Below are 26,894 nucleotides of genomic sequence, written 5' to 3' on the forward strand. Positions count from 1 at the left end.
CGTAATCTGTATTAAAGCGCATCTTTGATGTCAGTGTCTCCGCCAATCAGATAATAGATCCGGCCTTCCAGTTTGTTCCGGTCGACAATTTGTGCCAGTACTTCGGCGACATCCTGACGCGGCACTTCACCGTTGGTTGCATCGGAGGAAGCATCACTATGCTCAACCATCTGAACTTTGCCTGTCTCCTCATCATCAGTAAGCAGTCCCGGCCTTAAGATTGTATAATTCAGATCAGTGTTTTTCAGGTACTGATCCGCTCTGTGTTTAGCATAGAAATAAGGCTTCATTTTATCATCGGTACCTTTGGGTCCGTCCACCGGCAGGCCGCTGAGCATGACGAAATTCTTAATTCCTCTATCCAGGGTATTATCAATCGTCTCAATGGCACCTTCCTGGTCAATGATAATTGTTTTATCCGGTCCTGTATGCGGTCCTGAACCCGCTGCAAATACTACGGTATCCACATTTTCAAAAGCGTGGGAAAAGTCTTTTTCGAGGTCGGCCAGAACAGTTTCGATGCCCTGTTCCTTAAATTGGGCAGCCTGTTCTTCCTTTCTTATCATTGCAACAGGATCATGTCCCTTTTCTTTAAGTTTGGAAGTGAGAAACTTGGCGACCTGACCATTCGCTCCTACCACTAAAACTTTTGCCATCTTTAAACGCCTCCTTAGTATTCTATAGAGAATATGCTATCACTGCGGCGGAGATTAACAAAGAAAACTGTTTGCCGGGGAAATGCAGAATAAAATCAATCAGCGAAATTGTTAAACTGGCAGTTGCTGAGTGTACGGTTCAAACCCAATGCTTTCGGAACCATCGTCTCCAGCAACAGGTCGTCCTCCTCAAAAATGATCTTCTTCAACTCAATCCCAAAGAAATGCTTCATACGTGCTTCGGTCATGACTTCTTTTGTAGTACCGAAGACCAGCCCTTTGTCCTTACCGGTCATCAATACTTTATCTGCCAGATAGAAGGCATGATTGGGATAATGCGTATTGATGATGCAGGAGATCCCCCTTTCCTCTGCCAGTTTACGGATGACCTGCAGGATTACAATCTGTTTCTGGATATCTAAGTGGGATTCCGGTTCGTCCAAAATCAAAAGTTTCGGATCGGCGACAAGTGCACGGGCGATTAAGGCCAGTTGAAGCTCACCGCCACTTACTTCATTGCTCGATTTATCTGCAAGATGCCTGATGCCGACTGTTTCCAGTGCATATAAGGCGGCACGTTCATCCTCTTCTGAAGGCTGGCGTAAAGTGCTTATATAAGGTGCCCGTCCCATTATGACCATTTCAATCAATGTATAACCGAAAGTCATTTTCTGTGCCTGCGGAATGTAGCCGATATGTTTCCATAAATCATTTCTTTTCAAGTCTGTTAGTGATCTGCCATCAATCAAAGTCTCTCCTTCAGTCCAATCGAGCAATCCTGTGATGCATTTCAACATCGTCGTTTTTCCTGCTCCATTTGGGCCGAGTATTGATAATATTTCTCCGGGCTGCAATGTGAAATTCACTTCATGTGCATATAAATCTGCCAGTGCCTTCCGTTTTTTTCTGTAATGAAAGTTGGCATTTCGGACTTCCAGTTTCATAAACTAACGACCTCCCATGCGACGTAATAAGTAAGCGAAAAACGGTGCCCCGATAATCGCTGTCAGTATGGACAATGGTATTTCAGTAGCTGTCACACTTCTGGCGAGGTCGTCTATGAGAAGGAGATAGACACTGCCTATCGCAAGAGAAACGGGCAGCACGTACTGGTTATTATTGCCGACGAACATGCGTGCAATATGAGGAATGATCAAACCGACCCATCCTACTATGCCTGCTGCAGCAACAGTCGCCGCTGTAATCAAAGTTGCCCCTGCAATCACAGCCCATTTTAAAGGGGTCACAGAAATGCCCATCGATTTTGCTTCATCTTCAGATAATGTCAACAGATTCAAACGCCATCTCAGAAAGTACAATATCAACATTCCGATAATGATGATAGGTCCTGCGATGAACAAATCCCGGTATGTTGCAGTCCCCAGGCTGCCCATCAGCCAGTAGGTGATTGCCGGTAATTTCTCTTCCGGATCGGCAACGAATTTTATCAATGAAATCAATGCATTGAATAAGGCTGACGTGATAACCCCGGCCAGAACAAACATGAAAATAGGAGTGCTTTTTTGAGAGCCGGCAACAAAGAAAGTGATTGCGATTGCCAGCAGGCCGAATACCAATGCAAATATTTGAGATGCAAATCCATTCCCCATTAATAAGATTCCCAGCGAGGCACCGAATCCGGCACCGGCTGATACACCAAGTATATCCGGTGATACAAGGGGGTTTCCGAACATGCCCTGGAAGCTTGCGCCGGCCATCGACAGGCCGCCGCCGATGAGCAGTGCGAGTAACACTCTCGGCAGGCGGATATTCATTACTACAGTTTCCTGCATCTCAGACCATGTCTGACTGATGGGAATGACCTGCGAAGTCAATATTTTTATTATTGTTATCGGATCGACAGGAAATCTGCCGATTCCGAGTGAGAGTATTGCTGCTATCAGGGGCAGCAGCCACATTATAGTAATTTGCCATTTTTTCATTGATATACATCCTAATATTTCGCAGCTTCAGATGAAGGATGAAGTATGGAATCCACTTCTTCATCTGAAAGTTCGAAATCGTAAAAGTTTTTGTAGTATGTCTTTATTTCTTCTTTAATATCATAATCAAATTTGTCCGGGTGATTATGCTGAGCAAGCCATTTCAGCATCAGTGGTGCATCCCCATTCGGGGGAAACCAACGATAGATGCCGAGGGGCACTTTATGGACATTGCCTTCCTGAACTGCTTTGACTTCACTCCAATCCTGGCCTGGAACTTTATCCTCCAATAAATCATCAGGCTGGGTTTCAGTGAAGTTGGTGATGTATATGATGTCCGGGTCCCACTCGTAGACCTGTTCCATATTCACTTCCTTCATGCCTTCAACACCATCATCACCGACGATATCTATGCCGCCCGTGGCTTCGGTCCATTTTTCGCTGAAGAAATTGGCGCCGCCGACAACGATGGATTTATCACTATGCTTGTGCAGGAACAATACACGGGGTTTATCTTCATCTTTTACATCTTTCAATGTGTCATCAATCATATTTTGAACATTGCTGCCTTCTTCCATGAATGAATCGACACGCTCATCGACCTTTCCGCCTTTAATATCTGCAGTGAGTTCGAGCCAGCTGTTGAAAGTTGCCAGTGGATCGGAATCCGCAACCTTGTTGGTCTGCAGTCCGACGGAAGGGATGCCTGCTTCTGCAACTTTCTCCAAAGTTTTTTCATCCGACTCTTTTTCGAAATACACGTGAGGGTTTATTTTCATCAATTCTTCAATATTGATTTCTCCGTTTTTGACAAAGTCCGTAGAAGCGTCGAGCACTTCCGGAGAAATTTCAGCAAGCATGGAGTTTTCGGCTGCGTTATATGAATTCGGGTGCATGCCTGCAATTTCCTCAGTTGAGTCGGTTGCAACATACCATGTAGAGAAATATGGAAGGATACCTCCGACTACAATATTTTCAGGATTTTCATTGATGGTCACTTCCCGCCCCAGCTGATCCTCTATTACGTTCTCGTCTGCAGACGGCTGGGCCTCTGTTGTGCTCTGAGTACCCTCCCCGGTTCCGCATGCTGACATGAGCATGCCGAAAAATGCTGCAGCAGTAATTAATTTGATAGTATTTTTCATTGTTGTTCTTCCTCCCGGAGCCATTTTGCCAAACCGTGTAAAAACGGTTTGGACTGATTGATGAAACCAAGCCCGATATGAAACATCGGGTCCAGTGATGTGACGATCAGTTCTCCATTAAAACTCACATTATCTATATAGATAATCGAGCGCCCTTCGGGAGTGTCGAGTAATGATTTTGCTCCATGGGGCGGAGTGAATGTGCCGTGATAATGCCACTTCATGTCTGGAACGGTAATGTACCGGTACAGCGGGTGATCGGCATGTTCCTGATTCAAAGGCAGGTCACCGTCCGGCCGGACCCACCAGCTGAAATCGACTTCGGAATCCTCCCAGTCCACCGATGGGAAAGCATGCTCCGGAAATTCGCCAAAAATGATGATGCGCTTCCCGGCTTCGAGTACTTTTAAGAACCGTGTCTGATAACGTTTAAGCAATTTGATATCCAACCGGCATGAAAGCAGCACCGTTTCAAATTTTGACATATCGTAATAGTCCATTTCACGCAGATGTATCACTTCATCGTATAAATAATGGAAGTCCGGTTCTTCAAGGAACCGGTTCTGATAGGGTGTCCCGTTAACAATCAGCGCAATACTCATGGGTGCGTCCTCCTTTGATGCGTCTTGCTTCTTTACGAATGGATTCAAGCATTTGTAGTCCAACTCTGTTTGCTGTATTTTCCTCATATGTATAAATCCGATACATATCCGTCCCTGCCCCTGCATAGATAGTGCCATTAGTGGATTCCCTGTCTACATATACGATTGTTTTCTGACTCTGATCTGTGATCAGAACTTTGCTGCCAGAGGAGACATTATCAAAATACCCCCGGGAAAAGAATCCCCGGACTCCTTTACGATATTCCAGATCTGCAGTTCTGACGCCCTCAAACAGGCCGTTATCCGTACTTTCGATATTCAGCTCCCGGTCTTTCAGCGGAATCGGCGAACGCTTCCACTCTGGAATCTGTTTCAGCCACGGCAAAGATTTCTCAGCCAGACAAAAGATGACACCGCCCTGCTCCAGATATGAGAGCAGAATAGTTTCATGTTCCAATAAATAATATTCATCTATATGATTTGTAATGATGATGCCGTCCAAAACCGACAGATCAGTATACGGCAGGTCATATTCATGCAGGAACAGCAGGCCTTTTCTGTGATCCAAATCACTGATTCGGGAAAAATGTATATCAATTCCCATATAAGCAATCTTATTCATTATTTCCTCCTTTTATTTAAGAAAAATTATATTTATACAAATCAAACAAAGTCTATTATAATGATAATGAGAATCATTTTCAATTAAAGATGCAATTAATTTATAAAAAAGTAAGGAGAAGATTAAAATGACTATAAAAATAGGGTATATCGATTCCGGTAATGCATTCGGTGTGGATGTCCGGCCAACAGCAACGGAATCCATCAGCATCTCTAAAATTCCACAGTATAATCTGCATACGGAAGCACTTTGTGCCTACGATGTCCTCATGTTTCCAAACTTCGTGGATCAGGAATATTTATATTCAAACAGGAATATAGTGAAAGATTTTCTGGATGCAAAGAAAATTGTGGTATTTCAAGGCCATCTCTTTAAAAATTGGCTGCCCGGAGCCCCTTTGTTCATGCCTCAGCCAGTGAGGGATTATAATGATTACAAAGTCTATCCGCATAGCGGGAGTTCTGTATTTAAAGGTGTAACTACTGAGGATATGACTTTCAATAAAGGTGTTGCAGGATTTTTTGCCAGAGGTTACTACAATATATATGGAGATCAGGAAGCGCATCTGTCATTCAAAAATGGCAATGTCGTTACTTATGAGGATAGAAGATCGACACAGGGTCTCATTTTTGTGCACGGCGGCAGGCCTCTTCTCAATTATCAGGAACAGGGCAAATCGACAGACAGAATCAGACCGCAGTTCATCAGCTGGCTGATAAAGGAAACGGCAGTGCTGCAGGGGGAAAAAGTATTATGAAAAATATAGGTGTGATATACGGCGGACATGATGCACATTATCGTACATTTCATGAGTCGAAGTTCAATCAGTATATTTCGAAAATCATTTATCATCCGGAGTTTTTAAATGCGGATATATCAGATTTGGATGTGTTGATCGTTCCGTCGCAATTGAATGGGAATCTGTTACTGCAAAGCAAAGATAAAATCATTTCATTTGCAGAAGAAGGCGGGACTGTTGTGGCATTAGGCCCGCAGCCATGGGAATGGATACCAGGGCAGAATTGGGAGTTTCGTCCGGCAAATTTCTGGTGGTGGCTTGAAGAAAATCCAAGAAGCGGGTTGATATTATCGTCCCCTGAACATTCGTTATTTACAAAATACCTGACATTGAAGGAGTGCACATGGCATCAGCATGGTGTCTTCTGGGCGCCATCTGGCGCGGAAGTACTTATTTCAACAGAAGACGGCGGTGCAGTGATGTATGAGGAAAGGCTGGAAAGCGGAGGACGATGGCTGGTAACGACGCTTGACCCCGATTACCATTTCGGTTCTTATTTCATGCCGGTCACCGAACGTTTTCTGGAAGGTTTTTTCCCCTATTTGAAAGATGGAAGATAAAAATATAAAGTCAAGGAGAAGGGCATGCCCCACAAAATGTCGGTTCCATATGATGGAGAAGGTTTGATGCCTAGAATATGAACATTGCGTTTTCCCGGGAAATAATCCTGAAAATGAAGCAGGGAGATGGTTTTTACCATCCCCCTGCTCATTATCATTTATCCATCGACATCTGCCACTACTGTCTGCTGGTAGTCGATCAGAATGATTGAACGGACGCCTGTTTCTTCCGGTTCCGTCCCCTTTTCAACCGGGCTTACATAATGACTGACTTTGGAATCATAGACGCCATAAGATTCCAGAGGTTTGTTCAGTTCGAATATTTCATGAATGTTTTCCTGCGGCACCTCCTCAGGTCTCTTCCCTTTGACTGCGGGGATACCGATTGCGTTTGTTCCGCCTCTGACATTTTCCCGTTTTATCAGATGGGCAAAGGTGAACGGTTCACCATCCTGATGCAGACAATCAGGGGAAGATACTGCCTTGTCATCTTCATTTTTAACGAGAAGTTTCACAAAATGGACGCCGACATGGATCGGCATGATCTTCTCTTCCTCTTCCCAGAAAGTCTCATGGTAGTCAGCCATGATGATTTCCCGGAGCAGTTTATTATTCTGGATGCTTTCTTCAATAGAATGGAATTCCCTGTAGGACCCGCTGTGTTCAGGATTGAACTTCCCCTGAAAATATGCCGCGTATTCTGTGCCTTCCCTTTGTACGGTGGGCAGCCATTCTATCGTACCGGATGCGGGCAGTACAAGTGCCCTTGAATATCTTCTGTATCTATTTAAGCCGGGTGCATAATCATCCTCAGGCAGATCTTCGAAATAATCCAGTATCTCCTCATAATCTTCTTCGATACCATCGTAATGCAGACTATCCATCAAATCATATTTTTCATAACCATAATCTTTCAAATTGCCCATTAGAATTCCCTCACCTTTTGTAGTATAAGAATTATTACTGAATCCATGATTATTCTATCATAGACATTGTACCTTCCTGTACAAGGCTGTAGTATTAGAAGTATTTTATATATACAAAAGAATATTATAGGAGAGATTGTTATGATGAATTTTCATTACAGGGAAAACTTTTTCGATTCTTCAACAAAAGTGATAGAAGTATACGATGACAGAGACAATCCAAGGTATTCTCTCAGCCTGTTCTATACTTCTTCCAGACAGAAAACATTTGCTCATTTAGGACGGCAGAAACATAATTTCCAAATTGAGGGCGGAGAATTCAATTATTCTACAAAACAGGAAAAATCATTCGAAGGGAAATTCAAGACACCTTTCAGGACCGTCTGGGAAGTGATAAAAGATGGTGCGGCAATCGGTGAATTTACGACTAAGATGGCGTTCAAACCTAAAATGGTCTTTGAAGGAGCTGGAGGGGAATCCCTTCATTTTGAATCCGGATTCTTTTCACGTGCAGTCACAGTCACAAACCGGAATGGAAAAGAAATCATGAAGACAAAATCCGAATATTTCAAACTGGCTTCGAGACACGACATAGAAATTCTGGATAACAAATATGATTCGGCACTGCTGATTCTTCTGTTCCAGGTATTCTATGAATATCAGGAGCACCTGAGGAAAAAGTCGAATTAAACCAGCCCATTAAAACTGTCTTATGCATGCTCTATTTTGAAGTTAAAACAGAATCTTCACATATTCTACAAATTGCGTACATGGATTAAGACGCATTTTTTCTCTATGATTATAGTGTAAAGAAAAATTATAACGCAGGAGGATGTAACATGATTAAAGCAGTAAACACGATACGCCTCAAAAAAGGTACAGTGGATGAAGTGGCTGATAAGTTCAACAAAGCAAAAGCGGTTCATACATTTGACGGCTTTGTGCTGATGGAAGTGCTCATTAAAGAAAATACTGAAGAATTTGATGAAATCCAGGTTTGCACTACGTGGGAAGATCACGCCTCTTTTGAAGCATGGAGAGAAAGCAGGGCTACAAAAAAAGCCCATGCAGCTCAAAACAATCCGAAAGAAGATAAGGCTGAGAGCCCGATTCTGGGTACAGAACTGACTACTTACGAGGTTCACGTCCAGCATCATCCGGCTGAATAAAATAAGGCGTCACTCCAGACCAGGGGAGTGACGCCTTATTTTTACGAGTTGATTTTCCTTATATATTTAATCAGTGTCATCAATGCCATGGCTGTTTTCCCGCTTTCGGTATTAATCGGTTGGTTAAACGAAGCGACTTCATTGTACATACTTCTGAAAATATTATGGTATTCAATCGAATTATTGAAGGAAGATAGATTCATGATTCCATGTGCTTCTACATCTTCAAATAATAATTCGGAAGAAATATTATATGTATTTTCTTCAGTAAGAACTTTCCCCTTGAATTTCAACAGTATCTTCAGTTCATCGAATTCAACCTTGCCAATATGATTATCGTATTGGTCATATATGTTAATAATAGCGCTTCTGAGGCCCTCCCTCCGGAATCTGCATATCAGGCTGCCTTGATGATCGGTGACCAAATAATCAATTGGAACAATGATGTTAAGCGCACCTATAAAAGTATACAGGAATGATCTCAAATCGCGCACGTCCATTGTTGCCATACCGATGTATCTTCCCAACTCATCGAAAATCATAAAGCGCTTGAAAAACCATATATCATTTTTGAAAATGACAGTGTCGATTTCTTTATAATCCAACGGATTACTGCCACGGTCATTTGCCTTGGTAATTTTGAATAGAACAATAATCCTGAAGCCAGAAGGATTATGGTCCCCGTGATCAATGCAGTGATAAGGTCGGAAATATGCATCCCTACCAGTATATAAACAGCAGGTGCCAAGATTATGGTCAACACGGCCGTACTTAATGTTACAAAGAATGTTCTCAAGTACATTCTATAAATCACGAAATCAATTCCTTTAGTATGCCGAGTGCTTCTTTTAAATCTTTTAATGAAGCATATGCATAGGATAATCGGATGTGGTGCAAGTCAGAAGGCATGTATATGTAGCCGGGGTTGATCAGTACTTTTCTGTTGATCAGATTCAGGAAAAGGGCTTTGTTCACTACAGGTTCATTGAATCTGAGCCATATATAAAAACCGCCTTCTGATTTTTCCCATGTTGCGGTATCTTTGAATTGTTCTTCCAGTATGGCTTCTGTAAATGCCGCTCTTTCCTTCAGTCGTGCTCTCAGTTTGCTGACATGTTCTTCATACATACCTGAACTGATCCAGTGGGCGACGATTTCCTGGGAAAAAGCGCTGGAGCCGTAATCGGTCTGCATCTTTATATCAGCCAGATGGTGGATGACTGGAGTCGGCGCCACCACCCATCCAATGCGGAGACCCGGGCTTAATGTTTTCGATACACTGCCCAGGTAAAGCACCTGGCCGGAAGTATCAAATGATTTCATCGCAGGATAAGTTTCCTCAAACAGCAGTTCGTGATAAACATCATCTTCTATAATTGGTATTTGCAGTTCCTTGCATACATCATATAACCTTTCCTTCTCTTCAAGTGTCCAATTGCGGCCGGTTGGATTATGCAGTGTTGGTACTGCATAATATAAGGATTGCCTGTTTCTTTTTTGCTCTTTCAGAATCTCTTTCAGTTTCAACTCTTTTGTGATGGAAGTGACGCGCATGCCGCTGGATTGGAACGGATGGATTGAATTTAAATAGGACGGTTCCTCCTGAAACACGACGGAACCCTGCTCCAGCAGACCAAACGAAATGAGCTGCAGTGCCTGCAATGCGCCGGAAACAATCAAAATATTATCCGGTTCTGTATGGATATCCCTTTTCTTCAAGTAAGTGCACAATACGTTTCTCAGTTTCTCATTTCCAAGCGGTGAGGAATATCCGATTGCTCTGGATTCGAGCTGAATTTCACTTAATGAGTCCTTTATTTGTTCTGTGGGGAGTAAGTCCGGTGACAGTTCGCCTGTGCCGAGCCGTATGATACCTTCCTGCTGCTCATACTCGTTGATCAGCTGTATCGTATGGTAGTTTGGTTTATGAATGCCTGATTCTATATGACGATGCCAATTTGGCTGGTTATTATTTAATAGTATGTTCCAAGAATTATTTGCGACAAATACACCTGAACCTGCTCTGGTGTGTAATAGGCCGCTTGCTTTCAGTTCATCCAATGCCAGTTGGACAGTACTGCGATTGACATTAAATTGAGAAGCAAGACTGCGTTGCGGAGGGAGTTTAGTTCCGACTGTCCACTCCCCTTTATCTATCCGGCTTTTAACCCAGTCTATTATCTGTTCCTGCATTGTCAAATGGGAGGATCGGTTCGGTTTCCAGGACATTTTTACAGCTCCTTAATTGGATGGGCGCAAAACCATCCAATTGGTTGTTTTCTTTTAGTTTTATCATAGTAAACTATGTAATGAAATCATTATCAGAAAAAAGTTTTCTAAAGGAGTAATAAATTATGATTACAGCACTTATTCATGGCATCATTTTGGCATTCGGATTGATACTCCCGCTCGGCGCCCAAAACGTATTTGTATTTAACCAGGGCGCCTCCCAGCCAAAGTTCAGAGGCGCTGTTCCGGTAATCATTACAGCTTCCCTTTGCGACGGCCTGCTTATCCTGCTCGCAGTCCTGGGCGTTTCAGTAATCGTCCTCACCGCTCCCATTTTACAGACAGTCATTTTTTCTGTCGGCATAATTTTCCTGATTTATATGGGGTGGTCAATCTGGAACAGTGACCCGGCCGGTCTAAACAGGAAAGAAGCGGCAATGTCAGTTAAAAAGCAAATCATATTTGCGATGTCCGTTTCCCTTCTTAATCCTCATGCAATTTTGGATACAATCGGAGTGATAGGAACGAGTTCTTTAAGCTATGAAGGTAATGAAAAAATCATCTTCACTGCTTCCTGCATTATCGTATCGTGTCTCTGGTTCATCGGTCTTGCGATTGCTGGAAGAGTCATAGGGAACTTTGATACGGAAGGGAAGCTTTTAAAAACCATTAACAAAATTTCTGCAATCATCATTTGGGGTGTTGCGGTTTACCTGGGGCTGCAGTTATATAATGGATAAAATACGTTCAATAAGTTGAGACCTGATTAATTGAAAATATTGTTACAATGAAGATGGGGGAAACAAGTTTAGAAAGAAGGAAACAAAATGGCAGCAAAGAGGATTTTTGGTCTGTTGGCAGTGTTCATACTTTTTGTCTCAGCTTGTGATAACAGTGAATCAGCGGATGAATCTGGAGATGCAGAAGCACTTGAAGGTACAATTACAGTTTCCGCTGCGGCCAGCTTAACAGATGCAATGAATGACATTGCCAAAATTTTTACGGAAAAACATCCGGAAGTCCAGGTGGACTATAACTTCGGGGGCTCGGGCGCTTTACAGCAGCAGATAATACAAGGTGCACCGGCTGATATATTCTTCTCGGCTTCAGAAGAGCATTTTCGGACAGTTGTTGATGAGGGCCGGATAGACAATAAAAATGCAATAGAGTTTCTGGCAAATGAACTCGTATTGGTGACACCGGAAGAGAATGATACGGTATCTTCATTTGCTGATTTAAATGAAGCGGAACAGATTGCTGTTGGTACGCCTGAATCTGTTCCGGCAGGTGCTTATAGTGTGGAAACTTTTGAATCCTTGGGAATGTTGGAAGCACTGGAAGACAAGCTTGTATATACTGAAGACGTCCGGGCAGTGTTGACCTATGTAGAAACGGGAAATGTAGATGCGGGTCTGGTTTATAGAACAGATGCTAAAACGAGCGATGAAGTAGAAATTGCAGATACAGCGCCGAGTGACGCCCATGATCCGATTGTTTACCCGATTGGGCTGATCAATGATTCAAAAAATCCTGAAACAGCACAGGAGTTTTATGAATTTATTCAATCTGAGGAAGCATTAGAGGTATTTAAAAATTATGGTTTTGTTATTCAGTAATCTAACAGTGGAACAATTTTTGACTCCGGTCCTGTTATCATTAAGAGTCGCGCTCATTGCTCTTATCATTGTCTTTGTACTCGCGGTCCTTGCTGCACATTTCATGGCGAGAGCCATATTCAGGGGTAAGATTCTGGTAGAAACGATATTGATGCTGCCATTGGTACTTCCCCCTACTGTAGTAGGTTTTCTGCTCATAATAATATTCGGGAATAACAGCTTCATCGGTGATCTTTATCAACAGTTGTTTACAGACTCCATCATGTTCACTTGGTATTCAGCAGTCATCGCAAGTACGGTCGTTGCTTTTCCATTGATGTACCAGTCGGCAAAAGCAGGTTTTTTAAATGTGGATGAAGATATTGAAAATGCAGCCAGAGTAGACGGTGCAAACAGTCTGCAGACTTTTTTAAGAGTAACCCTTCCCCTGTCAGGTACCGCCCTGATTACAGGAGCACTGCTCAGTTTCGCACGTGCAATCGGTGAGTTCGGTGCCACGCTCATGATTGCAGGGAACATCCCCGGCCGTACACAGACGATGCCGACAGCGATATATACGGCGTTACAATCAGGCAATATGGCACTCGCATGGGCCTGGGTCATCACAATCGTTGTGATATCCTTCCTGATGCTGATGTTTATAAGAGTAAAGGCAAATTCATGAAAACGGTATTCCGGTGCTGGAATACCGTTTTATAATTTATACAAGTAAGTTCTTCCAATAATGATTTTTTAAATAATCATCTTTAAAATGGGTATTCTTCCTTGTCATGCAGTTCAACGGCATGAATCTGGAAAGTTATACTCAGGATTAATGCAATTATAATTATTGGAATGTGAACCTGCCATGGAGTGTCAAAAAAAGTTGGAATAAAGAAGGCCAGAATCATTGTAAAAGTAATCCAAACGCTTCTCTTTCTGGATTTCGGAAAAAAATTGGTCCGCTCCACAATAAGGGCAGGACATTGCTTGAGAAAAGGCGGCCGACTTTTTCATTTTATCTTTAAATGTCCATTCGCTCCCGCAGTTTGTACATTTTGCCATAATGAAGTCTCCTCCATAAAATTATACTGTCATTGTAGACTTATTCTGTCTTGGGCAGGTCAGCCGTCAGTAACGGCAGTATGCAGGCTGTCAGATTCAGCAGAGTTCTTTTATTCATATAACAGCAACCCTGTCTTTAAGGCTTTATGTTTTTCTCTTTTTGACGCTTATGTCTGTCGAGTACGATAGCTGCAATGAATAACAATATGATTGTGCCGAGCCATGCCCCTGTGGAATAGCTGTCCGGTATAGCCGGCATGAAATTGACTGCCAAAGGCAGCAACCCTGCTGTCAGCATCAGTATGATCACTATAGTTACTTTCATTTTTTGTTCTCCCGGAAAATTAATTTACGTTAATTGTCTCACAACAACCATATGCAATCCAATCCTGTGTTATTTCAATTCAATGTTGTAGTGATTCAGAATATATCCTGGAACGAAGAAGCGTGCTGTTTTCTTCGGATCGACAACTTGATTGATCTGTGTCTGCCCGACAAGGCTCATGAGCATCGTCATTTCTGATAATGATAAACCAGTTTGTGGCTGGAGGAGATCTATCATTTTATGCACTGACTGATCGACGGCAAGATTCAGGTCTTTGTCCGAAACCATCATGTAGACACCATCTTTATCTGTAATTACTGGATGATATGTTTTGAGTGTTTCGGCTTTTTCGAGTTTTACTGTGACTTCTGCCTCCACTTCCAGGCCTGAGACGCTGATTTCTCCATCGGCCATGGCTGCGTGTACATCCCCGAGGCCGAATAGAGCGCCTTCATGATATACAGGAAGATAAAGCACAGCCCCCTCTGCCACTTTTACAGAGTCCATATTTCCTCCGTGTGTATCGGGAGTGCCATTATTGATATCGGCATTGGGCGGTGCAACTCCGATGACACCGATCATTTTATTGATGGGGATTTCAAGCCCGCCAAAATCAACAGTGCCTTTATCGTTATTCACATCGTATATCCTGACATCCATATCTTTGAGTCTGTTACCCATGACACCCATCTCGGGACCGGTTACCATGACTCCGGTATCGCCGATATCGATTTTTTCTATTGTCACTTTGAGAACGTCCCCCGGCTTCATACCATTTACATACACTGGTCCGGAAGCGGGATTGATCTTATCCCAGGAAAATCCGTCAAATGCGTTTTCTTCAGAATGGATCTGTCCTGTAAAGCAATCATGAGAGTCGATTTTTACAGTATCTCCCGGATTCACTTTCAGTTTTGGTTCGTTGTTTTTTGACATGGCATAGAAGTAGTTGTCTTTGCTTAGTTCATGGAACATGTTAACACCTTCCAAACATTTATTATTCTCTCAATTGTTAGGTATAACTGCAAAAAGTGCAATTAAAATAGCTGATAAAAAAGCATCAGAACATTTGAGTTCTGATGCGGGGAGTGCTGATCATAGATCTTTTTCGTCTATGCCTGCTTCTTTTTGTTCCCTGTACTCCTTCTCCTCTTTATCGAGATACTCTTTCATGCGGTGCTTATTTGGAGTGATTGTGAGTCCAAGATATTTTCTTTCTTCGTTCGCATCCTTGTAGAATGAAATCATCATAAGGATGATGACGAAGCTGAACGGCAGGGCTGCTATGATGGCGGCGGACTGAAGTGCTTCCAGACCTGTTTCTCCTCCGGAAAGGAGCAGGATATAAGCGATGGAAGACAGAGCGACGCCCCATACTATTTTGATTCTTGCAGGTGGATGCAATGATCCATTTGAAGTCTGCATACCCAGTACGAATGTAGCCGAGTCTGCTGACGTGATGAAGAATGAAGAGACCAGTATGATCGCTAGAATCGAAAGCGGCACGCTCAACGGCATTTCATTAAATATGGCAAACAGTTGCGTCTCTGGTCCGAAATTCAATATTTCCGGTACACGGTCAGCCATCTCTATACCAGTTACACCGAACACGGTGAACCAGATGATGCCGATGGTTGTCGGTACGATAAGCAGGGCCATGACAAACTCACGGACTGTGCGTCCTCTGGAAACGCGGGCAATGAAGATTCCCACGAAAGGACTCCAGCTCAGCCACCATGCCCAGTAGTAGATTGTCCATGACTGCAGCCAGTCATTTTTACTTTCGTTCAAAGGTGCAGCATCTAACGTATTTGCCACGAATGTATTAAGGTAATCCCCTGCTGCAGTCGGCAGCATGTTTAAGATCAGCATTGTCGGCCCTAATATTAAAACAGTCAGAAGCAGTATTGATGCCAATACCATGTTTAAATTACTCAGGTATTTAATCCCTTTGCTCAGGCCACTCCAGGCACTGGCAAGAAATAGTACAGTGACAAGTGCGATGATGACACCCTGCATTGTCAGATTGATGGGAATGCCGAATAAATAATTCAATCCTCCGTTAATCTGTGTTGTACCTACACCAAGTGATACGGCAACACCGATGACTGTTGCGAATACGGTGAGGACATCGACAAGGATGCCAATTGGCCCATCGACTTTATTTCCCAGTATTGGACGGAGGGTTTTAGAAAGTAATCCCGTCTCTCCTTTTCTGAATTGGGAATATGCAAGAGCCAGTGCCACGGCGCCGTACATTCCCCATGCATGCGCACCCCAGTGGAATATGGTTGCCCTGATGGACTCGAGAATCGCTTCCTCTGTTTCGGGATCGGCAGTTGCCGGTGCAATAAAGTGTGAAATAGGTTCGGAAGTACTGTAGAATACAACCCCGATGCCCATGCCGGCACTAAACAGCATAGTCAGCCATGAACGGGTGCTGAACTCAGGTTTATGATGGGGCTTTCCCAGTTTTAATTTACCGATGGGACTGAAAACCAGGAAAATACAAAAGAATACCATTCCGGAAGTGATGATCATGTAATACCAGCCGAAATAATTACTTACCCAGTTTGATATGGAACCTGCAACCGCTCCGAACTGCTCTGGATTGATTGCGCCGATAACTACAAGCAATGCGACAATCATTACCGAATAGATAAATACTTTTGATAATTTTCTGTCGCTGGGATTTGAAGAATCCTTCATTAATCTGCTCCTTAATATTTATAGAATATTTAATAATATCCTATTATTTTTATAAACTTATAAATGAATAACCTATAGAGGATAACAAATTTACATATTAAGCGCAATTTAGTTTTTCAAATTAAAGTTTTGAGAGTCAAAAATGAAGCGTTATTATTGTGTTGTAAATTATTTATAAAGATTGACATGTAAGGGTTTAATGAGTATTGCATACCGTTATTAATTTAAAAGGCGCATATTACCGTGATATAATCCTTTATTTATGATACATTATGTTGGATAGTAATTATAGCAAAGCGATTTACATGAGCAATGCGGGAGGCAGTAATGAGTAAAAGCACTTCAATTTTAATAATTTTCGGAGCAATACTTGCACTGATCTTTCTAGTTCCTATTCTTGGTGCTATATCGTTGATTTTTATCATTCCACCGGTTTTTATAGTATCAGTAAATGGACTATCGGACGCACTTTCAAATTATCTGAGCTCGCACGAGTGACCTGATGTGGTCGCTCTTTTTTTGTGTCGAAACCGCTCGATATTGAATTTTATAATCCGTGTCTGGATGCTTCTGATTCAACAAGAGTTCAGGGAATTGAGCAACCGTTATTAAAATTATGACATCACCGGTATATTGGCGTTATATAATTCTGTATAAGTCTTGTTTTTAAAGGGTTTCGCAATATCGCATGGCGTTATTTAAAAGAATCCCCCGTCGTTATAACAGCTTAAATTCTAACGCTTGAGACCAGATGGGGGATCACTTTTTTGATAAATGCTTTCGGATCGGTTTCTCGGGAGTTCCTTTTCCACTCTTCAGAAGCTCCGTATACTGCCCAACTGAGCATGACTGCAACAGTCCTGAGTTCTCCGTCTTTTTCCTCTTGCTGGTTGATCAGCATGTTGTATATGATGACCTCAATCTGATCCCTTATGATCCTTGCAATTGTATCTTCATATCCCCGGTGACATCTGCTGGCTAAAGCCTCCTGGAAATTTGTAACGGCGAGAAAGATATCGGCAACGTCATCTTTCTCCAAACTGCGGCCTTCGTATGTTTTCCTCCCGAGATTTACCATAAGAACTTCGGACAATGCTTTTTCGAGAAGATCGTATATGTCCTCAAAATGGTAATAGAAAGTTGCCCTGTTTATGAGTGCTTTTTCTGTAATATCTTTAACGGTAATATTTTTGAATTCTTTTTCTTCTGACAGCGATATGAAGGCGTCCATAATAAGTTTTCTTGTCCGCATCACGCGGGGATCGAGCCTTTCTTCGGCCATACAATCTCTCCTTCCAGTCAGTATTACCCGATTTATATATAACTTTGATTTTACAACACATTTTCCAATCTGTCGTATACACGACATATCCGGAGATCTATTGGTATTAATTGTCTGTCTGGTGTCTTACTATTAAATCAATAAGAAAAACAATGAGGAGGAAAATATATATGAACGATAATAAGAATATGGTCTGCGATATGGAAACAGGCATCTGCGGTCCGGCTGATGAGAGTTCAGATAACAGTATGCTTGAAATGATAGATTTTAACAAACCCCAAAAGAAGGTGGATCTTTATTATGTGACCGATCCGATGTGTTCACACTGCTGGGCAATCGAGCCGGTATTCAATAAGTTCATGGAACTCTACGGCGACTACGTGAACGTCAATAAAGTAATGGGAGGCTTGTTGGAAGAATGGCATGACGGGCCGATAGATCCGGCAAACGGTATTTATAAGCCTGCAGATGTTGCTCCACATTGGAGGGAGGTAGGAGAGCACTCCAGAATGCCGATTGATGGGAGCGTCATGATCGATGACCCTGTACAGTCTTCTTTCCCTGCGTCAAGAGTATATAAGATAATCCAGAAGCAGCATGGAGACGCACTGGCAACAGAATATCTGCGACGTACAAGAGAGGCGGTATTCGTCTTCAATAAAAATATCTCGAGGGATGAGGTGTTAGTGGCGATTGTAAACGCTCTTGGGCTTCAGGGTGAATCAATCGTTGAAAAATCAGCTGGAGCACAAAATCTGCTGGATGAAGATTTCAGTCTTGCAGGCAGTCTTGGAGCCAGAGGGTTCCCGACAATCGTTCTGGTGAATGAAGAAAACCAGGGTGCTAAAATTGTTGGTTCTCGCCCTCTTGAAACTTATGTTGATGGTCTGGAAAGAATTTTGGAAGAAAAAGTGGGACCCACCGCAGCTCCTGCGCTTTCTGATGTGCTGGAGAAAAAGAAAGTGATTTTCTCCAAAGAAATCGAGGAGCTTTATGGATTGGAGAAATCCGAAGTTCAAGCATTCATCAAAAGTGAGCTGGATGAAGAAAAATTTGATCAGAAAGAAGCATTGGGAGAACTTTATATTACTTTGAAATAAGGAGGATGTCTTATGTCTGTTGTACTTCAGTTGGATTTTAAGATGGATGGACCATTCGGTCTGGAAATGGCGGCACAATTTAAAGAGCTTGCAGAGAGTATAAATGATGAGCAGGGATTTAAATGGAAGATCTGGACAGAAGACGCAAAGTCCAAAGAAGCAGGCGGGATTTATTTATTCGATACGAAGGAAAATGCGCAAAAATATCTGGACATGCATTCAGAAAGACTTAAAGGTTTCGGTATTGATGATGTAAATGCCAAAATCTTTACAACCAATGATGAATTGACAAGGATTACCAACGGGCCGGCAATTTAGGCTGGAAACACAAGAGGCTGGAATTTAAAATCCCAGCCTCTTGCTATTTATTATTGAGGCTTATAGGTCAGATTTCTCATCAACTTTTCCAAAGGACCCGCCATATGCTTTTTTTCCATGAGATATGCAACAGCCAGCGTGACGGTCCAAATCACTGCGGCGAGTATGGCAGCGGTCGATACATTGAGATGGGCGCCTAAATTGAAGAAGGCCGGAGACATTGTTATGACAATCAGACATTCATGCATGATGAAGAATGTTAAAGAACGTTTTCCCATCGCAGCAATGGCATCTACGACTGTCCCGCGATGCTGAACCACGATTCCCATCAGTCCAAACAATCCGGCATAGCCGATACCTGCAAACAGGCCTGACATCATGTGTACTCCGTACACTATTCCTGCAGGGAATAACTCCGGGAACCAGATGTCATTGATAAGGACAAGCGGTATTGCTCCGAGTATCGATATTGTGAGCCCCCATACAGTAAGACGTTTCAACAAGCTGACGTGCTCGTGCGGTCTAATCAGAAGCTCTTTATTTCCCATCCATATCCCCATGTAAACCGAGGGGATGATTGGGAAGAAAAGATGGGTGAATAATGGTACGACTGGGATTGAAATGAGCTGCCCGATCAGATTGCCGAAATATGTTTCATTTCCCGTGTATGCTATTGGCAACCCGTAATCCCCAATACCGAGCAGGACTCCCCCCCACAATACCGGCAGGTAGATTAAACAGACGACCGTCGAAATTATTATACGTTTTATAATCTTTCTATTGGATTTCCTGAGACTTCCTGAGAGTATCAGCCCTGCGATTCCGTAAGTCATCAGAATATCCTGTCCTCCGGCGACACCGGCGAGAACAGCACCGAATAATATGAGATACCAGCACCGTCTTCTGATGATGCGTTTTGCTTCATTTTCACCTTTCCGTATTGACTGCTTGCGGTATATCATCACAAGTCCGTAGCCGAACAAGATGGCAAAAAGCGGCCTTGCTCTGTTATCCACCATGATCTCCATCAGAAAGTTTATCACTTCATCCATCACATTACCGGGGGCAGCTTTTGTAATTACTCCGGGCTCCATTGCGTATAAGAATAACGGCACATGTGCCGTTATAATCAGAAACAGCATAGAACCTCTTGCCAGATCCAATGAAAGTGCCCGCCGCTGTTGAGTCTTTTGTCCTCCAGATAGTTCAGTCATTTTAAAACTCCCGAAATAAATTATTGTCTGTCGGTAATACGGACATATTGTCTGTCACCTTTGTCCTTGACTACTATGCCGATCTCCATCAGGTCCTGTCTGAGATTTTTGACTGTCTTTTCTTCATCCGCCCGCATGGCCTGGCGTCTATTGTAAAGAATGTCATTTGCCCTTTCATTCAAATCCGTGTGGTCTGTGGACCACTCAAAAAATTCTCCTGAATGAGGATCATTTTTTACCCATGGATAATGATATTTTTGGAAAACATCTTTAAGTCGTCCAGGTGAGTAATCAGTGTTTTCTCTCAAGAACTCGAGTCCGTTGATGTCTATAATTACTAATTTTTTCTTCTCTTTAAAGATACTTTCGATATCGGATTTCAATATTTTTGTTTTCTTATCAAAGATATCTATCAGGATGTAATCACGATACACTTCGATTTTCAGGATTTCAGTGTATATATAAAGGGAAAGAAGGATGCCTGCAATGAATCCGATGCCGGCAAGTACCCATCGTATCCAGGCGCTTTCTAGTCCTGTGATGAAATTGACCAGTTGATTATCCGATAAAAATGGAATTTCTTGAATCAGCAGCAGAAGTGAAGGAAGGAAATAAGAGACGATTGATAATATGATGGGAATTGCCACTACAAGCGTCTTTTCGATAGTATTCAATCCTAATTTTTCGTTACTCAAACTTACTTTTCCCCCTCAGTATTTAAATATTGCTTTGCCATTGAAAAAAGCACTTTGCCATATTCTTTGCTTTCTGAACTGTTTTCAGGCGCAAGGATCATCTCGTCTATGGCACCATTTATAATCCTCGTCAATATTCTGATATCTATATCCGGGTTGAACTGTTTTTTCTCGATGCCTTCCTCAATGATAGATATGAGAATCTTGTACAGATCGTCAGGTTCATCATCCTCCAGGAGGTAAAACGCCCTGTTGTCTTCGGTTCTTGCATTGAAGATGATCTCTATCAGAGCAATGTTCAGAGATCGGTAACTCCTCTGATGCTCCAGTGAGACATCGATATACTCTTCAATCCTCTCCATAGCCGGTTTTCCGGACGATATAGCATCTTCGACATAATGCACTTTATGAGTGAAAATATAATCCAACAAAGCAAACAATAATATGTTTTTTGATTTGAAATGGTAGGATACAAGGCTGGGATTGATTTTTGCGCGTTCTGCAATGTTTTTGAAGGTGAGATTTTTAAATCCGGATTCTGCCAGTTCTTCGATGCATGATCTGATAATCTGTTCTTTCCTCTGTTCATGTATGAAAGACATTTCTTCCCTCTTTCTTGAATGTATATTTAATATTTTAAACGACTATTCAAATTATTGCAAGGCGACATAAAAAAACGATATGAAAAATCATATCGTCAGTAAAATTCAGTTTAAATTCAATTCAGCATCAACTTTCGCTTCTTCTTCTCTGAAATCCACAGCATCCATATCTTTCGCTTCTCCGGTTTCAGAAATATGTTTTATATTCTTCACCTGGAATTGCCAGCCGGTAAAGTCCCGGGCAATGGTTTCAAATTCAAAAGGCAGCCTTTCCTCAAATGTAAGCATGGTGTTTTCTCCGGACTCTTCGAGGACCATCCGTACATATCCGATATCCCAGGTAAAGCCGATGACATTCGGTTCGTGATACTCCTGTACTTCCATTTCTTCATAATCGCCATCGCCGAGATCAAATATGAGTTTATGATTATTCTCCTCTTTTGTAAAAGCGAGTTCGGGGAACCACTGTGTGATGCCCTCTGTTGTACCCAAATAATAAAATATCTCCTTGGGAGCGGCTTCAATTTCTATCGCCAGCGTCTGGTAGGCAGCTTGTTTGTCTTTACTGTATACAGCTTTCATATTCTTCCTCCTAAAAAAGATTTGATAATAAAGAATACGGGAAAAGACTATAAATATATTATTCAATAATGTTTAAATCAATGCAAAAGATAGACATGCACAGGAGGTTTCTCAAGTGAGAGTTGTTACCGGTGGGGAAATGAAAAATATAGAGCAGTTCACGATGGATCATCTTGGTTTTGACGGCAGAATTCTTATGGAGAATGCAGGCCGTGCTGTTGCAGGGAGATTGATGGAAGACTATCATGGACGAAAGTTCACCGTTCTTATAGGAAGCGGGAATAATGGCGGTGACGGGTTTGTAACCGCCCGGACTCTGCTCGAAGCGGAGTATGATGTAACTGTGTATGTAGCACCGGATGAAAACAAGATACGGGGAGACGCAAAATACCATAAAACCATCTTTGAGAAATCCGGATTTGAATGGGAGCCGTATAAAAATGGTGTCCTTGAATATGCAGACATTATTGTGGATGCAATGCTCGGAACCGGCATGCATGGTGAGCTCAGAGAACCGTATTCAAAGATATTGAAAGACGTCGCTGACTCTGGCAAAGCAGTCGTTTCCGTCGATCTTCCCAGCGGGGTGACGGGTGAGGAAGGGGCAGTACCGGAACTTGCACTTAAGGCAGATCACACGATTATGCTGCAGCAGCCAAAAATGAGCTGTTATCTCTACCCTGCACGTAATCATTATGGTAAAACCGAAACCATGCAGATCGGCATTCCAAAAACGGTGTTGGATGAAGTGCTGCACAGCCGCAGGTATGAATGGACGTTTGCAGATACCCTGAATCATTGGCCGAGACGCGCATCATCATCCCATAAAGGGAGTCATGGTAAAGTCGGTATCATTGCCGGGAGTGAAATGATGCCTGGAGCGGCAGTGCTGTCTGCAGGAGCTGCGGTGAAAAGTGGTGCCGGATTAACGACGGTGAACACTGTGAAAGCAGCAATTCCTATCATCGCATCCCATGTGCCGGAAGTGACTTTTTTCAACAGGGAAGAAGAATTGAAGCTCTTCTACAAAGAAAAAGATGCAGTCGCTGTTGGACCGGGTATGGGCGTGGGTTCTGCCGGACAGGAAACGGTTGTTGATCTTATCGATAATTTCGATGGTCCCCTCTTGATTGACGCAGATGGACTGGATAGTTTTCAGGATATACTGTCTCTTGTCAGAACCCGGAAAGCACCGCTTATCATCACTCCCCATCCGGGAGAAATGGCAAAATTGATTGATTCAACTCCTGCAAAAGTGAATCAGAATAGGTTTGAAATTGCAGAAGAATATGCATATAAGAATGGTATTTATGTCGTACTTAAAGGACCATGTACGATAGTCGCTACACCTGCAGGTGAAAGCTTCGTCAATGCCTCAGGTAATGCGGGGCTTGCGAAAGGAGGAAGCGGGGACATATTGACGGGAATGATACTGTCATTCCTCGCCAGATATGGAGATATTCAGGCTGCTGTTTCGAGTGCGGTCTATATGCATGGACATACCGCTGATCACCTTCTTGAAAAAGGTGTGGCCATCGAGTCAATGACAGCTTCCGGAATCGTCGCTCATCTGGAGACAACTTTTCACCTAAACGATGAAAAGCCCGGTCAATAACAAAGGGAGGATGCAGATATGGCATTCTCCCTTTGTTTTATTATTTCACTATAATCACAGTGGTTTTGACACGCTTTGCTGCTTTATGGCTGACACTGCCAAGCATCATTTCCTGAAAGTTATTCAATCCTCTTGTACCGAGGACAAGTGCTTCAAAATCACCGTCATTCGTAACACTCACAACAGTTTCAGCTGGAACGCCGCGTTCGAAAATAACGTCATGCGTTATGCCGTTATTTTCATAGAAACTGATGATTTCAGAAAGCTTTTCCTTTCTCCTTGTCGTAATGCTCTCTGATTGCGGGTTATGCAAAACATCGTCTTTCACATCATCAGCATTAATGACATTGAGTATGGTAACGTGCGTATTTTCATCGATGAAATTCATGCTTTCCTTCGCAGCTCTGAAACTATTTTCTGATCCGTCTGCAGCTAATAGAAGTGTTTTGTACATATACAATCCCCACCTTATTATTACATGAGATGCTGTTCGTTCAACTGGCTCAGTTCTTTAACGATTTTTCTGCTGTCAGCGTTCAATTGTTTAACATATACCTTATTTGCTTTTTCCTCAAACTTTTTAACGATCGTATCAATGGCATCCACTGCAGAGTCATCCCATAGATGTGCTCCGGAGAAATCGAGTACAATATTCTGGCCGCGGGTATTGAAATCAATCTGGTTCATCATAGAATCGATGGACGCGAAGAAAATCTGACCTTGAAAGTGATAAGTGATGGAATTCTCATCAGCTTCAGTATACACATCTACTCTGGAAATCTTTGTGGCAAAGAATAGAGCGCTGAATACAACGCCAACGATGACACCAATCGCCAGATTACTGGTAAACAGCACGATAAGGATTGTCAGCAACATTACAAATGCATCTGTCCGCGGAGCTTTGGTAACATATTTGAATGAACCCCAGTCGAAAGTGCCTACAGATACCATCACCATGATCCCCGCCAGGATCGGCATAGGAATCTGTACCACCCAGTCACCTAATACTATGATGAGAAACATCAAAAATACACCTGCTGTAAAGGTGGAAAGCCGTGTCGTGGCGCCGGACCGTACATTTATCACTGATTGTCCGATCATTGCACATCCACCCATGCCCCCAAAGAAACCAGTGATGAAGTTTGCGATGCCCTGTCCACGTGATTCTCTATTCTTACTGCTGAATGAATCCGTTGCATTATCTACAATCCTTGCAGTAAGCAGACTTTCAACGAGCCCCACCACAGCCATGGATAAAGAGAAAGGCAGTATAATTTTTAAGGTTTCAAGTGTAAAGGGTACGTCCGGAATGAAGAAACTCGGTAACGCACGTTCAATCTCCCCTAAATCGCCAACTGTTTTCAGGTCCGAATCAAACATAAGATAAGCAGCTGTTAAAGCGACGAGAGCGATTAAAGGTGCAGGAATTTTTTTGAGAAATCTTGGGAACAGATAGACAATGACTAATGTGATGATCAGATACACATATGTATCGAGGGAGATTCCGAAAATGTGCTCAATCTGAGCCATGAATATCATAATGGCAAGGGCGTTGACAAAGCCAATCATGACAGAGTTCGGGATGAATTTCATCAGACGGCCTACTTTGAAAATGCCCAGGATGATTTGAATTATCCCCATGAGTATCGTGGCTGCAAGCAAATATTCGACTCCATGTTCACTCATCAGCGGCGTAACAACTAATGCAACTGCTCCTGTTGCCGCAGAGATCATTGCAGGCCGCCCGCCGGTGAAGGATATGACGACAGCGATGATGAATGAGGCGTAGAGTCCCACCATCGGATCTACACCTGCGATGATTGAGAAAGCGATAGCTTCCGGAATCAAAGCTAAAGCAACGACGATGCCGGCTAAAATGTTCGTACCGGGTTGTGACAACCATTCAGTTTTTATTTTTTCGATCATTTGGACACTCCTATTTTTAAAATAACTATAGCTATTATAGCAGAAAAGTTTCATAAGTATACCCCTTTTTGAGAATGTGAATGTTATAATTCTAATGATAGGAGTGTTGGCAAATGAGGTATGGGTATATAAGACCTGTAGATTTATATGATGATGTTGAAGAGCAGAAATCAAAGATGGATAATGTTGATGATGTGTTCATAGAAGCACATGCACATAATAAAAAACGCAGAGAATTAGAAAGATTATTCAATGAAGTAGTAACGGATGGGGATACAATCATTGTAACTGACCTGTGTATATTGGCAGACTCCACAAAACAGCTGCTGGATCTCATCAGTAGCGCTGATGAGAATCATATTATAATACAGGTGCTTAATATCGACCTTGATATTGATGGGTCTTCGAAATTTTCATTCATAGATATATTGAACTATATTTCCGATTTCCAGAGCGATGTTGTAAAATACAGGACCAGGCAGGGAATGACCGAAGCGACAGTTAAAGGAAAACAAATGGGGCGCCCTAAACGCAGTGATGATAATATCAAACAGGCAGTCGAGATGTATATGACGAAGCGGTACACACTGGATGAGATTAGAGAAGCGACAAATATCAGCCGTGCAACATTATATCGCCATCTGGACAAATAAGACACGCATCCTTTGTGGATGCGTGTCTTATTCATTATTATAAGGCAGATTTATTTTTTACGGAAAGTTCCGAGGTAGCTGACAGTGTTCAGAGCAAAGAGTTTGAGTGCATTTTTACTGCCCTCAAATCCATGTCCGGCTTTCAGGTGTTTGATGATTGCAACACCGAGAACGATGTTCAATATAATAGTTCCCATCCTGGTAAATGATTTGCCAAGGAATGAAACGAACAAGAGTACCGAACCGATTGTTTCCAAATAGCCGGCAATCTTCATCTGATCCTTATCGACATTAAATTCATTCTCAAAATCTTGACCCATATTTCCTTCATTGCGGACTTTTTGCATACCGCCGTCAAACATGTTCTTAGCAATGTACGTATTGAATAAATAATGAATCATTCATATTACCCCTTTCATAATTCAAATATTTCTTTTTATAGCAATAAATGACCTTGTATCCATGTGCCGGTTATCGGCCTAAAAATATAATTAAAATATAATTACTTAAAATATATCCCTAAATCGCGTGTTAAAAACATCAATGAGGGGAAATAGCATGT

General features: G+C 42.4%; 32 protein-coding genes. 11 read left to right on the forward strand and 21 right to left on the reverse strand.

Features of this window, described 5'->3' with window-relative positions; translation table 11 throughout:
* Positions 1–11: 11 nt before the first annotated feature.
* The 6 genes from BM271_RS07270 to BM271_RS07295 form a co-directional block, all read right to left on the reverse strand.
* Positions 12–656 (reverse strand): SDR family oxidoreductase, encoded by a 645-nt coding sequence (locus BM271_RS07270; protein ID WP_046789033.1) that lies wholly within the window; start codon positions 654–656, stop codon positions 12–14.
* Between the two features lie 95 nt (positions 657–751).
* Entirely contained in the window at positions 752–1,600 is an 849-nt protein-coding gene (locus tag BM271_RS07275) for an ABC transporter ATP-binding protein (protein WP_046789034.1), read from the reverse strand.
* A 3-nt stretch (positions 1,601–1,603) separates the two neighbouring features.
* Complete coding sequence (locus BM271_RS07280; RefSeq protein WP_046789035.1) at positions 1,604–2,599, reverse strand: FecCD family ABC transporter permease; 996 nt, start codon at positions 2,597–2,599, stop codon at positions 1,604–1,606.
* A gap of 11 nt (positions 2,600–2,610) precedes the next feature.
* Positions 2,611–3,744 (reverse strand): ABC transporter substrate-binding protein, encoded by a 1,134-nt coding sequence (locus tag BM271_RS07285; protein WP_046789036.1) that lies wholly within the window; start codon positions 3,742–3,744, stop codon positions 2,611–2,613.
* On the reverse strand, positions 3,741–4,346 hold the full coding sequence (locus tag BM271_RS07290; protein ID WP_046789037.1) for a hypothetical protein: 606 nt from the start codon (positions 4,344–4,346) through the stop codon (positions 3,741–3,743). Before BM271_RS07290 ends, BM271_RS07285 begins: the two co-directional genes overlap by 4 nt.
* A complete protein-coding gene (locus BM271_RS07295; RefSeq protein WP_046789038.1) occupies positions 4,324–4,968 on the reverse strand; it encodes a hypothetical protein in 645 nt (214 codons plus the stop codon). Before BM271_RS07295 ends, BM271_RS07290 begins: the two co-directional genes overlap by 23 nt.
* A 127-nt stretch (positions 4,969–5,095) precedes the next feature.
* Between BM271_RS07295 and BM271_RS07300 the strand changes: the two genes are divergently transcribed.
* Together BM271_RS07300 and BM271_RS07305 are read left to right on the forward strand one after the other, a co-directional pair.
* Positions 5,096–5,725: a hypothetical protein gene (locus tag BM271_RS07300; RefSeq protein ID WP_046789039.1), complete on the forward strand. Its 630-nt coding sequence runs from the start codon at positions 5,096–5,098 to the stop codon at positions 5,723–5,725.
* On the forward strand, positions 5,722–6,327 hold the full coding sequence (locus tag BM271_RS07305; protein WP_046789040.1) for a hypothetical protein: 606 nt from the start codon (positions 5,722–5,724) through the stop codon (positions 6,325–6,327). Before BM271_RS07300 ends, BM271_RS07305 begins: the two co-directional genes overlap by 4 nt.
* 158 nt (positions 6,328–6,485) lie before the next feature.
* Here the strand turns inward: BM271_RS07305 and BM271_RS07310 are convergent, their stop codons facing one another.
* On the reverse strand, positions 6,486–7,253 hold the full coding sequence (locus tag BM271_RS07310) for a 2OG-Fe dioxygenase family protein (protein WP_046789041.1): 768 nt from the start codon (positions 7,251–7,253) through the stop codon (positions 6,486–6,488).
* Between the two features lie 141 nt (positions 7,254–7,394).
* On the opposite strand from BM271_RS07310, the gene BM271_RS07315 reads away from it, so the two are divergent.
* Positions 7,395–7,943, forward strand: a complete 549-nt coding sequence (locus tag BM271_RS07315) for a tubby C-terminal domain-like protein (protein WP_046789042.1) — start codon at positions 7,395–7,397, stop codon at positions 7,941–7,943.
* A 149-nt stretch (positions 7,944–8,092) separates the two neighbouring features.
* Entirely contained in the window at positions 8,093–8,422 is a 330-nt protein-coding gene (locus BM271_RS07320) for an antibiotic biosynthesis monooxygenase (RefSeq protein ID WP_046789043.1), read from the forward strand.
* A gap of 41 nt (positions 8,423–8,463) precedes the next feature.
* Here BM271_RS07320 and BM271_RS07325 read toward each other — a convergent pair whose 3' ends face one another.
* Together BM271_RS07325 and BM271_RS07330 are read right to left on the reverse strand one after the other, a co-directional pair.
* Positions 8,464–9,027 (reverse strand): hypothetical protein, encoded by a 564-nt coding sequence (locus tag BM271_RS07325; RefSeq protein WP_046789044.1) that lies wholly within the window; start codon positions 9,025–9,027, stop codon positions 8,464–8,466.
* Between the two features lie 205 nt (positions 9,028–9,232).
* Positions 9,233–10,651 (reverse strand): aminotransferase-like domain-containing protein, encoded by a 1,419-nt coding sequence (locus tag BM271_RS07330; protein WP_046789045.1) that lies wholly within the window; start codon positions 10,649–10,651, stop codon positions 9,233–9,235.
* Between the two features lie 125 nt (positions 10,652–10,776).
* Between BM271_RS07330 and BM271_RS07335 the strand changes: the two genes are divergently transcribed.
* The 3 genes from BM271_RS07335 (at position 10,777) to modB (ending at position 12,931) form a co-directional block, all read left to right on the forward strand.
* Positions 10,777–11,391 carry a LysE/ArgO family amino acid transporter gene (locus BM271_RS07335; protein ID WP_046789046.1) on the forward strand — a complete coding sequence of 205 codons (615 nt, stop codon included), beginning with the start codon at positions 10,777–10,779 and terminating at the stop codon, positions 11,389–11,391.
* An 87-nt stretch (positions 11,392–11,478) separates the two neighbouring features.
* Positions 11,479–12,267: a molybdate ABC transporter substrate-binding protein gene (modA, locus tag BM271_RS07340; RefSeq protein ID WP_046789047.1), complete on the forward strand. Its 789-nt coding sequence runs from the start codon at positions 11,479–11,481 to the stop codon at positions 12,265–12,267.
* Positions 12,248–12,931 (forward strand): molybdate ABC transporter permease subunit, encoded by a 684-nt coding sequence (modB, locus tag BM271_RS07345; RefSeq protein WP_046789048.1) that lies wholly within the window; start codon positions 12,248–12,250, stop codon positions 12,929–12,931. Before modA ends, modB begins: the two co-directional genes overlap by 20 nt.
* A gap of 191 nt (positions 12,932–13,122) precedes the next feature.
* On the opposite strand, the gene BM271_RS07350 is transcribed toward modB, so the two are convergent.
* The 5 genes from BM271_RS07350 to BM271_RS07370 all read right to left on the reverse strand — a co-directional run bounded on the left by BM271_RS07350 (position 13,123) and on the right by BM271_RS07370 (position 17,627).
* Positions 13,123–13,311, reverse strand: coding sequence for a hypothetical protein (locus BM271_RS07350; protein ID WP_046789049.1), 189 nt, complete (start codon positions 13,309–13,311; stop codon positions 13,123–13,125).
* Between the two features lie 136 nt (positions 13,312–13,447).
* Positions 13,448–13,636 carry a hypothetical protein gene (locus BM271_RS07355; protein WP_046789050.1) on the reverse strand — a complete coding sequence of 63 codons (189 nt, stop codon included), beginning with the start codon at positions 13,634–13,636 and terminating at the stop codon, positions 13,448–13,450.
* 69 nt (positions 13,637–13,705) lie between these two features.
* Positions 13,706–14,611 (reverse strand): acetamidase/formamidase family protein, encoded by a 906-nt coding sequence (locus BM271_RS07360; protein WP_046789051.1) that lies wholly within the window; start codon positions 14,609–14,611, stop codon positions 13,706–13,708.
* A gap of 120 nt (positions 14,612–14,731) precedes the next feature.
* The gene (locus tag BM271_RS07365; protein ID WP_046789052.1) at positions 14,732–16,345 is read right to left on the reverse strand and encodes a BCCT family transporter; all 1,614 of its coding nucleotides are present in this window, start codon (positions 16,343–16,345) and stop codon (positions 14,732–14,734) included.
* A gap of 727 nt (positions 16,346–17,072) precedes the next feature.
* Positions 17,073–17,627: a TetR/AcrR family transcriptional regulator gene (locus tag BM271_RS07370; RefSeq protein WP_046789053.1), complete on the reverse strand. Its 555-nt coding sequence runs from the start codon at positions 17,625–17,627 to the stop codon at positions 17,073–17,075.
* A gap of 170 nt (positions 17,628–17,797) precedes the next feature.
* Here BM271_RS07370 and BM271_RS07375 point away from each other — a divergent pair, with 170 nt between their 5' ends.
* Positions 17,798–18,727 (forward strand): DsbA family protein, encoded by a 930-nt coding sequence (locus tag BM271_RS07375; protein ID WP_046789054.1) that lies wholly within the window; start codon positions 17,798–17,800, stop codon positions 18,725–18,727.
* Positions 18,728–18,739: 12 nt separating this feature from the next.
* Complete coding sequence (locus BM271_RS07380; RefSeq protein ID WP_046789055.1) at positions 18,740–19,045, forward strand: monooxygenase; 306 nt, start codon at positions 18,740–18,742, stop codon at positions 19,043–19,045.
* A gap of 50 nt (positions 19,046–19,095) precedes the next feature.
* Here the strand turns inward: BM271_RS07380 and BM271_RS07385 are convergent, their stop codons facing one another.
* From BM271_RS07385 to BM271_RS07400, 4 genes are all read right to left on the reverse strand, one after another.
* Positions 19,096–20,259 carry a DUF418 domain-containing protein gene (locus tag BM271_RS07385; RefSeq protein ID WP_046789056.1) on the reverse strand — a complete coding sequence of 388 codons (1,164 nt, stop codon included), beginning with the start codon at positions 20,257–20,259 and terminating at the stop codon, positions 19,096–19,098.
* Between the two features lie 20 nt (positions 20,260–20,279).
* Positions 20,280–20,954: a YqeB family protein gene (locus BM271_RS07390; RefSeq protein ID WP_046789057.1), complete on the reverse strand. Its 675-nt coding sequence runs from the start codon at positions 20,952–20,954 to the stop codon at positions 20,280–20,282.
* A gap of 2 nt (positions 20,955–20,956) precedes the next feature.
* Complete coding sequence (locus tag BM271_RS07395; RefSeq protein WP_052749796.1) at positions 20,957–21,556, reverse strand: TetR/AcrR family transcriptional regulator; 600 nt, start codon at positions 21,554–21,556, stop codon at positions 20,957–20,959.
* 105 nt (positions 21,557–21,661) lie between these two features.
* A complete protein-coding gene (locus BM271_RS07400) occupies positions 21,662–22,138 on the reverse strand; it encodes an SRPBCC family protein (protein ID WP_046789058.1) in 477 nt (158 codons plus the stop codon).
* A 115-nt stretch (positions 22,139–22,253) separates the two neighbouring features.
* On the opposite strand from BM271_RS07400, the gene BM271_RS07405 reads away from it, so the two are divergent.
* Positions 22,254–23,753 (forward strand): NAD(P)H-hydrate dehydratase, encoded by a 1,500-nt coding sequence (locus tag BM271_RS07405; RefSeq protein WP_046789059.1) that lies wholly within the window; start codon positions 22,254–22,256, stop codon positions 23,751–23,753.
* Positions 23,754–23,793: 40 nt separating this feature from the next.
* Here the strand turns inward: BM271_RS07405 and BM271_RS07410 are convergent, their stop codons facing one another.
* Together BM271_RS07410 and BM271_RS07415 are read right to left on the reverse strand one after the other, a co-directional pair.
* Positions 23,794–24,207 (reverse strand): universal stress protein, encoded by a 414-nt coding sequence (locus BM271_RS07410; protein WP_046789060.1) that lies wholly within the window; start codon positions 24,205–24,207, stop codon positions 23,794–23,796.
* Between the two features lie 20 nt (positions 24,208–24,227).
* Positions 24,228–25,679: a SulP family inorganic anion transporter gene (locus BM271_RS07415; RefSeq protein WP_046789061.1), complete on the reverse strand. Its 1,452-nt coding sequence runs from the start codon at positions 25,677–25,679 to the stop codon at positions 24,228–24,230.
* 113 nt (positions 25,680–25,792) lie between these two features.
* On the opposite strand from BM271_RS07415, the gene BM271_RS07420 reads away from it, so the two are divergent.
* A complete protein-coding gene (locus BM271_RS07420) occupies positions 25,793–26,332 on the forward strand; it encodes a recombinase family protein (RefSeq protein ID WP_046789062.1) in 540 nt (179 codons plus the stop codon).
* 50 nt (positions 26,333–26,382) lie between these two features.
* On the opposite strand, the gene BM271_RS07425 is transcribed toward BM271_RS07420, so the two are convergent.
* A complete protein-coding gene (locus BM271_RS07425) occupies positions 26,383–26,733 on the reverse strand; it encodes a DoxX family protein (RefSeq protein WP_046789063.1) in 351 nt (116 codons plus the stop codon).
* Positions 26,734–26,894 lie beyond the last annotated feature (161 nt).

Source organism: Salinicoccus halodurans, from assembly GCF_900114445.1.
GTDB lineage: Bacteria > Bacillota > Bacilli > Staphylococcales > Salinicoccaceae > Salinicoccus > Salinicoccus halodurans.

Bases quoted from the DNA above. Each gene is read 5' to 3' on its own strand.
- BM271_RS07410 (WP_046789060.1), bottom strand. From the start codon at position 24,207: ATGTACAAAACACTTCTATTAGCTGCAGACGGATCAGAAAATAGTTTC.
- BM271_RS07375 (WP_046789054.1), top strand. From the start codon at position 17,798: ATGAACGATAATAAGAATATGGTCTGCGATATGGAAACAGGCATCTGC.
- BM271_RS07335 (WP_046789046.1), top strand. From the start codon at position 10,777: ATGATTACAGCACTTATTCATGGCATCATTTTGGCATTCGGATTGATA.
- modA (WP_046789047.1), top strand. From the start codon at position 11,479: ATGGCAGCAAAGAGGATTTTTGGTCTGTTGGCAGTGTTCATACTTTTT.
- BM271_RS07330 (WP_046789045.1), bottom strand. From the start codon at position 10,651: ATGTCCTGGAAACCGAACCGATCCTCCCATTTGACAATGCAGGAACAG.
- BM271_RS07380 (WP_046789055.1), top strand. From the start codon at position 18,740: ATGTCTGTTGTACTTCAGTTGGATTTTAAGATGGATGGACCATTCGGT.
- BM271_RS07425 (WP_046789063.1), bottom strand. From the start codon at position 26,733: ATGATTCATTATTTATTCAATACGTACATTGCTAAGAACATGTTTGAC.
- BM271_RS07320 (WP_046789043.1), top strand. From the start codon at position 8,093: ATGATTAAAGCAGTAAACACGATACGCCTCAAAAAAGGTACAGTGGAT.
- BM271_RS07305 (WP_046789040.1), top strand. From the start codon at position 5,722: ATGAAAAATATAGGTGTGATATACGGCGGACATGATGCACATTATCGT.
- BM271_RS07370 (WP_046789053.1), bottom strand. From the start codon at position 17,627: ATGGCCGAAGAAAGGCTCGATCCCCGCGTGATGCGGACAAGAAAACTT.
- BM271_RS07350 (WP_046789049.1), bottom strand. From the start codon at position 13,311: ATGGCAAAATGTACAAACTGCGGGAGCGAATGGACATTTAAAGATAAA.
- BM271_RS07365 (WP_046789052.1), bottom strand. From the start codon at position 16,345: ATGAAGGATTCTTCAAATCCCAGCGACAGAAAATTATCAAAAGTATTT.
- BM271_RS07385 (WP_046789056.1), bottom strand. From the start codon at position 20,259: ATGACTGAACTATCTGGAGGACAAAAGACTCAACAGCGGCGGGCACTT.
- modB (WP_046789048.1), top strand. From the start codon at position 12,248: ATGGTTTTGTTATTCAGTAATCTAACAGTGGAACAATTTTTGACTCCG.
- BM271_RS07310 (WP_046789041.1), bottom strand. From the start codon at position 7,253: ATGGGCAATTTGAAAGATTATGGTTATGAAAAATATGATTTGATGGAT.
- BM271_RS07295 (WP_046789038.1), bottom strand. From the start codon at position 4,968: ATGAATAAGATTGCTTATATGGGAATTGATATACATTTTTCCCGAATC.
- BM271_RS07280 (WP_046789035.1), bottom strand. From the start codon at position 2,599: ATGAAAAAATGGCAAATTACTATAATGTGGCTGCTGCCCCTGATAGCA.
- BM271_RS07395 (WP_052749796.1), bottom strand. From the start codon at position 21,556: ATGTCTTTCATACATGAACAGAGGAAAGAACAGATTATCAGATCATGC.
- BM271_RS07275 (WP_046789034.1), bottom strand. From the start codon at position 1,600: ATGAAACTGGAAGTCCGAAATGCCAACTTTCATTACAGAAAAAAACGG.
- BM271_RS07400 (WP_046789058.1), bottom strand. From the start codon at position 22,138: ATGAAAGCTGTATACAGTAAAGACAAACAAGCTGCCTACCAGACGCTG.
- BM271_RS07355 (WP_046789050.1), bottom strand. From the start codon at position 13,636: ATGAAAGTAACTATAGTGATCATACTGATGCTGACAGCAGGGTTGCTG.
- BM271_RS07415 (WP_046789061.1), bottom strand. From the start codon at position 25,679: ATGATCGAAAAAATAAAAACTGAATGGTTGTCACAACCCGGTACGAAC.
- BM271_RS07290 (WP_046789037.1), bottom strand. From the start codon at position 4,346: ATGAGTATTGCGCTGATTGTTAACGGGACACCCTATCAGAACCGGTTC.
- BM271_RS07270 (WP_046789033.1), bottom strand. From the start codon at position 656: ATGGCAAAAGTTTTAGTGGTAGGAGCGAATGGTCAGGTCGCCAAGTTT.
- BM271_RS07285 (WP_046789036.1), bottom strand. From the start codon at position 3,744: ATGAAAAATACTATCAAATTAATTACTGCTGCAGCATTTTTCGGCATG.
- BM271_RS07360 (WP_046789051.1), bottom strand. From the start codon at position 14,611: ATGTTCCATGAACTAAGCAAAGACAACTACTTCTATGCCATGTCAAAA.
- BM271_RS07315 (WP_046789042.1), top strand. From the start codon at position 7,395: ATGATGAATTTTCATTACAGGGAAAACTTTTTCGATTCTTCAACAAAA.
- BM271_RS07300 (WP_046789039.1), top strand. From the start codon at position 5,096: ATGACTATAAAAATAGGGTATATCGATTCCGGTAATGCATTCGGTGTG.
- BM271_RS07420 (WP_046789062.1), top strand. From the start codon at position 25,793: ATGAGGTATGGGTATATAAGACCTGTAGATTTATATGATGATGTTGAA.